Below are 7,012 nucleotides of genomic sequence, written 5' to 3' on the forward strand. Positions count from 1 at the left end.
CGGCAGCGCGGCTCGGGTGGATCGTCGGCATCGGCCGGCGGCGGCGCCGGGCCGTCCCACACCATCTGGTGCATGGTGGACTCGGCCTCGATGTGCCAGCCGGCCGGCGCCGGTCCGGACCAGCCGGCGCAGTACAAGGGCTCACCGCTGGCGCAGTGCGGCGCCAGCGCGGCGAAGTCGGGGCGCTGCAGGTCCGCGAACCCAACGATCGGCGAGAAGCCCGGCGCATAGCGCCGCGCCGTGTCGCCACCGACCGACCAGCGCGACTGCGGCCCGGACAGCGTGTGCCAGGTGATGTTGTCCAGCAGATCGGCGTTCATGGGGCGGTGCGGCTCAGCGCGACTCCGACAGCGCGAGGTTCGCGCCCAGCCCGGCGAAGCAGCCGGCGAAGCCGCGGCGCAGCCAGTCCTGCACCCGCGGCGACTCGAGCACCACGCCGCGGAAGGCGTCGGCCAGCAGCCCGTAGACGACGAACACCGCGAAGGTCATCGCCATGAACACGCCGCTGAGCACCAGCATCTGCGCCAGCGGCGAAGCAGCGTCCGCTGCCACGAACTGCGGCAGGAAGGCCAGGAAGAAGATCGTGAGCTTGGGGTTCAGCGTGTTCAGCAGCGCGGCCCGCGTGACCAGGCTGCGCATCGGCAGCGGTGCGGCGGTGGCGTCCCGGTCGACGGCGAACGCCCCGCGGTCGCGCCAGGTGGTCCAGGCCAGGTAGAACAGGTAGGCGACCCCGGCGAACTTGAGTGCCTGGAAGGCGAGAGCGCTGGTGTGCATCACCGCCGACAACCCCAGCATCGAGGCCAGCAGGTGCGGCACGATGCCCGCGGTGCAGCCCAGCGACGCATAGACGCTGGCGCGCCGGCCCTGCGCGAGCCCGGTGGACACGGTGAAAACGACCCCGGTGCCGGGGATCAGCACGACGATGAGCGAGGTGACGAGGAACTGCAGCGTGATCAAGCGTCGGTCTCCTGGGCGTGGTCTTGTTCGTCGTCAGCCGGGGCAGTGCTTGTCGCCGGGCGCGCGGCGGTAGAGCGTGAATTCGGCCTGCGTGTCGAGGTCGCGGTAGCGGTGGGTGAGCGCATCGATCGCAACGATGTCGGTGCAGTAGCGCTGGCCCGGGCGCAGCCAGAAGTTCTCGCTCGCGGCGGTGACGGTGTAGCACATGCGGGCGCCGCTGATGTCGACCCGGCCGGCGCCGTGGAAGGGGCGCGGGTCGTCCTCGGTGCGACCGCAGGCCTCGAAGCGGCCATCGGCATGGAACTCGTCCCAGGCCCAGCAACTGCGCCCGCCATCCTCGGAGTTGCACCACAGGCCCAGCAGGGCGCGGTGCAGCGTGGCGTCCTGCGCTACCGACGGCAGCGGGAACAGCGGCAGCAACATCGACAACAGCAGCAGTTGCCACCGCACCATCGCCCGCCGCCGCGTCGGCACGCGGAACCCTGGCGCGGAACGCTGCCACGTCGCGGCGGACGGTCGGATCGGCTTCATCGGAGGGTGGCGTTGTAGAACATGGCCGGTGCCCGAGGCAAGTGCCGACCGCCTGCTGGCCATCAGCGGGCCGGCCTGCCGCCGCCGCGCAGCCACGCGGCCAGCAGCGGTGCGAACAGCGTGAAGACCAGCACGGCCGGCCACAGGTTGCCGTCGCCGAAGCGGTACGCGGCGAACAGCTCGGGCCAGGACCTGCCCTGCACCATGCGGCCGAAGCCGAACTCGAAGCCCAGCGCGAGCAGCAGCCAGAGCAGGCCCATGCCGAGCCATTGTGTGCGGTCCAGCGGGCCCAGGCGCGGGATGCAGGCGAGCGCCACCGCCAGGATGCACGCACACAGCAGCAGCCCGCTCAGCACCAGCGCGGCCGGCAGGCCGAGGCGAGGAACGAGCACCAGTTCGCGCAGCCCGCCGTTCAAGAAGGCCAGCGCCAGGATCGCCAGCCAGGCGAGCAGGGCGCCGCGCAGCGGCAGGCGGCGCGCGGGCATCCGGTCGCCCCGGCCTCAGGCGAACAGCCAGCGCCGCAGCAGCCGGGTGTAGCGCGGCATCACCACCCAGACCATCAGGCTGACCACGATGCCGGTCACCGCCAGCATCGTCAGCGGCGGGTGGCCCGCCAGGCCCAGCGCGCTCAGCACCGGCGCAACGAGCAGCGGCACCAGCAGCACCAGCGGGTAGATCGCCGACCACGTGACCAGCGCCTGCTTCCAGCGCACCGGCAGCTGGGCCTTCGCGCCGGCCGGCGTGAACCAGAAGTCCAGCCCGCTGCGGATGAAGAAGTCGTCGCCGCTCTCCAGCAGCGGGGACACCGCCTCGATCAGGCGCCTGCGGTCGGCCGAGGCCATCCAGGCCTGCAGGTGCTCGCAGGTGTCGAAACGGATGATCACCGTGAACGTTTCGGTGAGTCCGGGGATGGGGCGGATGACGTGCCAGTCCAGGTGCCCCGGCGCGGCCCGGCTCAACGGGGCGATCTCGGCCATCCAGCGCTCGTAGTCGGCCTGGCGGTCGTGGCGCACGCGATGGCTGATGACGGCGGTGGCGCCGGTGTCGTCTCGGGCGCCGGCGTCGGCGCCACCGTCGGCATCGGGACAGGCAGGCGGGGTGTCGCGGCTCATGGTGGGCGGGTGTGGCATCGGTGGAGGGGTGGCCAGCCGGCGCTCAGGCCTTGGGCGCCAGCAGGAACGCGAGCCCCAGCGCGGCCATGCTCGCACCCAGCGCCCAGCGTGTGGTGGGCGACTCGCGCGACAACCGGCCGCGAGCGAGGCCCATGCACACCAGCCCCGCGATGAGCGGCGACAGGCCCAGCAGCCACAGCGACACGCCGCTGAAGACGAACTGCCGCGGCGGCTCCCGCGTGGGCAGCGCGACCCCGCCGCCGAACAGCACGACGAGGCCCAGCGCGGCCAGCGCGGCGCCGAACAGGTAGGTGATCAGCAGGGTGGGGCGCAGCATGGTGCGGATGATGCCGTCACCGCAGGCAGAACGGCGCCGGAGGCACCGAAGACCCGTCGCCCGCCATCAGCGCCCGCGCCGGACCTGGAAGGCGCCGAGGCCCATCAGGCGACCGCCGGCCAGAAGCTGAAGAAGAACAGCAGCCCGGGCCCGATGGGGTTGGGGTTCGGATCGGGCCACAGGCCCACCGCCGCGAGCAGCACGATGGCGAGCAGCGGGCTCCAGCCCAGCACGGCCAGCCAGAAGCCGATGCGGAACCAGCGGTTGGCGAGGTAGGTGCGCATCGATCGTTCACGTCGACATGACTTGCATCATGACGCGCAGTATCGGGCTGCTCGCCCTCCGTGCCTACAATGCCTCGATGACCATCGGCCGCCGGCTCCGAGCCCTCACGCTGTGGATCGCGTGCTGCGCGATCCTGCTGGGCGGACTCGCGCCGACGCTGTCGCATGCGTTCGCCGCCGACGTTCCCGCGGGCTGGGTCGAGGTCTGCAGCGTCACCGGCTCGAAGCTGGTTCGTGTCGATGCCGGCGACACGCTGGGTCCGGATGCCGCGGACCTGTCGGACCCGGGCGGGTCGCGCGCTCATGCGCTCGAGCATTGCCCCTACTGCTCCACGCACACGGCCGTGCCGGGACTGCCGCCCGCCGCCCCGGCAGACCTGATCCTCGACGTGCGGGAGCACCGCGTTCCTGCGCTGTTCCTGGCCGCGCCGCGAACCCTGTTCGCCTGGGCCATTGCCCAGTCCCGCGCTCCCCCACTGAAGACCTGAACGTCGAACCCCGGCAGCGCAGCGCGTGAGCGTCGCGTTCCGGCCTCGCCTTCGTTCACCCACCCGCGGTCAGGCCGACCGCACGCGGCGCGCACTGACGCACTTCAACAATCCGACCTATCGAAAGGATCTGCCATGCATGTCAAACCCTCCATCGCCGCCGCACTGTTGTGCGGTGCCCTGGCCACTGCCGCGTCGGCCCAGGTCGCCGTCCAGGACGCCTGGGTTCGCGCAACGGTGCCGCAGCAAAAGGCCACGGGCGCCTTCATGCAGCTCACCGCGGCGCAGGACAGCCGGTTGGTTTCGGTCCAATCGACCGTCGCGGCCCTGGTCGAACTGCACGAGATGAGCATCCAGGACGGCGTGATGAAGATGCGCGAGATCCCGGGACTGGCCCTGCCGGCAGGCAAGGCCGTCGACCTGAAGCCCGGCAGCTATCACGTCATGCTGATGAACCTCAAGCAGCAGATGAAGGCCGGTGACAGCGTGCCGCTCACGCTGGTGTTCGAGGACAAGACCGGCAAGCGCGACACTGTGGAGGTCAAGGCCGAAGTGAGGGCGCTCGGGACCCAGCCCGCGAAGCAGGACGGGCACGGCGGTCACAAGCATTGAGCCTGGGGCCGCGGTGCGCCTCGTCAGTCGGGGATCTGCGGCTCCACCAACTGGGCCAGCTGGGCGAGCGATTCCTGCCAGCCCAGGTAGCACATCTCGAGCGGAATGACCTCGGGGATGCCCGCCTGCGTGATGCTCACGTCGGTGCCGCAGAGCACCGGCTTCAGCGACACGGTCACCTCCATGACACCGGGCAGGTTGGGGTCGTCGAACGTGTCGGTGTAGCGGATCCGCTCGTTCGGCACCAGCTCCAGGTACTCACCACCGAACGCGTGGCTGTTGCCCGACGTGAAGTTGCTGAACGACATGCGGAAGCTGCCGCCGGCGCGCGCCTCCAGGTGGTGGACCTTGCACGTGAAGCCGTACGGAGGCAGCCACTTGCTCAGGGCATCGCCGTCGAGGAAGGCGCGGTAGACCTTCTCGGGCGGGCTGCGGAGAACGCGGTGAAGGCGGACGGTGTGGTCGGACATGGGGTGACCTCGCTGTTCATCGGTGCCCGGCCCGAACGCCTGGCGGAGCGTCTCTCAGAAAGACCGGAAGATCCATCACCGGTGGGCGGGATTCTGCCCGGTAGAGCATCTCCGCGACGTAGCCGCGGTGGTAGGTCTTGTGATTGACGATGTGGAGAAGCATCTCGCCCCGCGTCATCGACCCGGCGCCGCCGTCGACGAACGCGAACGAGACCACCTCCTCGTGCGCTTCGTCCGAAAGCCGGTCGGCGTACCCGACGTACCAGTCGTCCACGGCCGCTTGCGCCGCCTGCAGGGCATCGAGCGGGAGCAGCACCTCGGGCGTGCGGGAACCAAAGCCATGCGGCTCGTGCTGGAGGTGGGCCTTCCAGATCAGGTCGATGTGGTGCGCGTGGTTGAGCGTGCCGAGCATGCGCCCCAGCGAGGAAGCTGCGCCCGGCGTGTTGCCGTTGGCCGCGAAGCCGCTCAAGGCCATGAACAGGCGGGCATTCGCCCAGGCGCTGTAACGCGTGAGCATCCGGACAGGGCGGGTGAGCGGCATCGTGGGGGTCCCGACGCGCGGGTTCAGCGGCTGCCCGCGCCGCGCCCGTAGCCCTTGACCGCTGCCCAGCCGAGCACCGCGAAAAGCGCGAGAACCAGGCCTTGGGCCGCTGCAAACGCCGGGGCGGCAGGGGTCGGCGCCAGGAGGGCCAGCGCCGGCGTCTTCTGCAGCAGCTGGGCCAGAAGCACAAAGACGTTCAGATAGAGCGCCACGACGCTGAGCACCACGAAGGCTCGGCGCCAGCCCCCTTCAAGATGCTTCCAGTACACCGCGGCCAAGGCGCCCAGCAGGACGACCAGCGACAACGCCCCCACGATGTGGGACGGCAGCAGCGCGACGAACGGAAAGCCGAACCCGGTGAGGCTCGTCAACAAGGTCGTCGCCAGGAACAGTCCCACCCAACGCGAGAAGCGGACACCGGCGATCAAGCCCCCCACGACGACCAGGCCGGAGAAGATGCCGACCAGGCTGAGCAGCACGTGGACGAGCAGGTAGGTCTTGGGATCGACGGGCATGTGAATCTCCTCGTTGAAGAAAACTTGCGACGATGTGCGTGCGACTCAGGGGAGTGCGGATGCCACCACGAGGGCCATCCAGGGCGCCACAAGCAAAACGGTGGCCCAGAGCCATCGGATGCCCATGCTCGCCACCGCATTCAAGACGGGAAGCAGACCGAAGGCGACGAAGTGGCCGCGATGGTGCCGATGCATGGGGATGGCAAGGCCTCAGATTCGATCCAGACGGTCCGCGAAGGTGGGGCGCCGGGGCAGAAACCGGGGAAATGTACTACCCCATACCTGGGTTCGGGCCAGGTGCCACGCCGTACTTCAACCCAGAAGACTCGACAGGTCATCAGCGGCTTGACTCGCGGGAAGCCTCTGCAAAGGCTCAGGCAAGATCCGGCGCGAAACTCCAGACGACTGATCGGGGTTGAACCGATGCGCAAACTGGGCCGCCATCGGCCATCGTGCCGACAACGCGAGCTCGATGACCCCCTCAGAGGTAGAGAGTACCGCCTCGACGATCTGCCTGGGAATGGAAGCCAGCTTCAACTTCGCGCGACGTGTCCATCCTGAGTTCGCCTGGCCCGCGAGGGTGCCGGAGTTGATGTAGACGAAGCGGTCCGACGGCGGCCCCTGTGCAAACTCACCCACGAAATTGACAGATCCCTCCAGCAGCGGCGAACCCAGGCGAAGCGAGAGCTCGAACTGGATGCCTCGTGCTGCCCAGGCAACGGCTCCAGCAACTCCGACCGACCGCGTTGCACGGCGAACTGAACGCCAGACGGCGGATCCACGACGAGGATCCGCATTCGGATGGACTGCTCAGGTTTGGCTTTGCGCACGAAGAGGCTCAGTTGTTTGACGTTGGGTTAGACGGCGTCGTCACGCGTCCGCTTGAACGAAGGGTCAGGCGCCACTTTACGCAGCGCCTGAACGGCGTGCATAGCTGACCGTGAGCATTTCCCACTGATGGCCTTCGGGCTCGTTCCAGTAAACCATTCTTCCGCCGTAGTCCGTGTTGATCTTCCGATCCGTCGGACCTCGAACCTGGCTTCTGTAGCAATGCCTGCGTCTCGCAAGCGCCGAAGGATTTGATCGAATTCTTCTTCTGATACTCGGAAGCAGAAGTGCTCGACCGGAAAGGCTTCTTCCGTCTGAATGAAGTCCAGCGTTAGGG

The 7,012-nt window shown here is 68.8% G+C and carries 11 protein-coding genes and 3 pseudogenes; 2 read left to right on the plus strand and 12 right to left on the minus strand.

Annotated elements, in window-relative coordinates:
• The 7 genes and pseudogenes from Y694_RS18515 to Y694_RS18545 form a co-directional block, all read right to left on the minus strand.
• A pseudogene (locus Y694_RS18515) lies at positions 1–320 on the minus strand (GNAT family N-acetyltransferase); the annotation flags it as partial.
• A gap of 13 nt (positions 321–333) precedes the next feature.
• Complete coding sequence (locus Y694_RS18520) at positions 334–957, minus strand: LysE family translocator (RefSeq protein WP_036235203.1); 624 nt, start codon at positions 955–957, stop codon at positions 334–336.
• Positions 958–990: 33 nt separating this feature from the next.
• A complete protein-coding gene (locus Y694_RS18525) occupies positions 991–1,488 on the minus strand; it encodes a hypothetical protein (RefSeq protein ID WP_152543549.1) in 498 nt (165 codons plus the stop codon).
• Positions 1,489–1,550: 62 nt separating this feature from the next.
• On the minus strand, positions 1,551–1,973 hold the full coding sequence (locus tag Y694_RS18530; RefSeq protein ID WP_051495890.1) for a hypothetical protein: 423 nt from the start codon (positions 1,971–1,973) through the stop codon (positions 1,551–1,553).
• Positions 1,974–1,988: 15 nt separating this feature from the next.
• Positions 1,989–2,600: an antibiotic biosynthesis monooxygenase gene (locus Y694_RS18535; RefSeq protein WP_231497774.1), complete on the minus strand. Its 612-nt coding sequence runs from the start codon at positions 2,598–2,600 to the stop codon at positions 1,989–1,991.
• Positions 2,601–2,643: 43 nt separating this feature from the next.
• Positions 2,644–2,937: a hypothetical protein gene (locus Y694_RS18540; protein WP_011828284.1), complete on the minus strand. Its 294-nt coding sequence runs from the start codon at positions 2,935–2,937 to the stop codon at positions 2,644–2,646.
• Positions 2,938–3,041: 104 nt separating this feature from the next.
• Positions 3,042–3,221: a hypothetical protein gene (locus Y694_RS18545; protein ID WP_036235209.1), complete on the minus strand. Its 180-nt coding sequence runs from the start codon at positions 3,219–3,221 to the stop codon at positions 3,042–3,044.
• A gap of 29 nt (positions 3,222–3,250) precedes the next feature.
• On the opposite strand from Y694_RS18545, the gene Y694_RS18550 reads away from it, so the two are divergent.
• Both Y694_RS18550 and Y694_RS18555 read left to right on the plus strand, forming a co-directional pair.
• Complete coding sequence (locus Y694_RS18550; RefSeq protein ID WP_231497775.1) at positions 3,251–3,709, plus strand: DUF2946 domain-containing protein; 459 nt, start codon at positions 3,251–3,253, stop codon at positions 3,707–3,709.
• Positions 3,710–3,844: 135 nt separating this feature from the next.
• On the plus strand, positions 3,845–4,321 hold the full coding sequence (locus tag Y694_RS18555; RefSeq protein WP_036235211.1) for a copper chaperone PCu(A)C: 477 nt from the start codon (positions 3,845–3,847) through the stop codon (positions 4,319–4,321).
• Positions 4,322–4,344: 23 nt separating this feature from the next.
• On the opposite strand, the gene Y694_RS18560 is transcribed toward Y694_RS18555, so the two are convergent.
• From Y694_RS18560 to Y694_RS26210, 5 genes and pseudogenes are all read right to left on the minus strand, one after another.
• Positions 4,345–4,791: an SRPBCC family protein gene (locus Y694_RS18560; RefSeq protein WP_036235213.1), complete on the minus strand. Its 447-nt coding sequence runs from the start codon at positions 4,789–4,791 to the stop codon at positions 4,345–4,347.
• A gap of 16 nt (positions 4,792–4,807) precedes the next feature.
• Positions 4,808–5,332, minus strand: a complete 525-nt coding sequence (locus Y694_RS18565) for a DinB family protein (RefSeq protein ID WP_036235215.1) — start codon at positions 5,330–5,332, stop codon at positions 4,808–4,810.
• Positions 5,333–5,355: 23 nt separating this feature from the next.
• Positions 5,356–5,847 (minus strand): hypothetical protein, encoded by a 492-nt coding sequence (locus Y694_RS18570; RefSeq protein ID WP_036235217.1) that lies wholly within the window; start codon positions 5,845–5,847, stop codon positions 5,356–5,358.
• 373 nt (positions 5,848–6,220) lie between these two features.
• Positions 6,221–6,564 (minus strand): annotated as a pseudogene (locus Y694_RS27270) (DUF5990 family protein); the annotation flags it as partial.
• A 140-nt stretch (positions 6,565–6,704) separates the two neighbouring features.
• A pseudogene (locus tag Y694_RS26210) lies at positions 6,705–7,012 on the minus strand (hypothetical protein); the annotation flags it as partial.

This window comes from Methylibium sp. T29-B, from assembly GCF_000576225.1.
Lineage (GTDB): Bacteria > Pseudomonadota > Gammaproteobacteria > Burkholderiales > Burkholderiaceae_C > Methylibium > Methylibium petroleiphilum.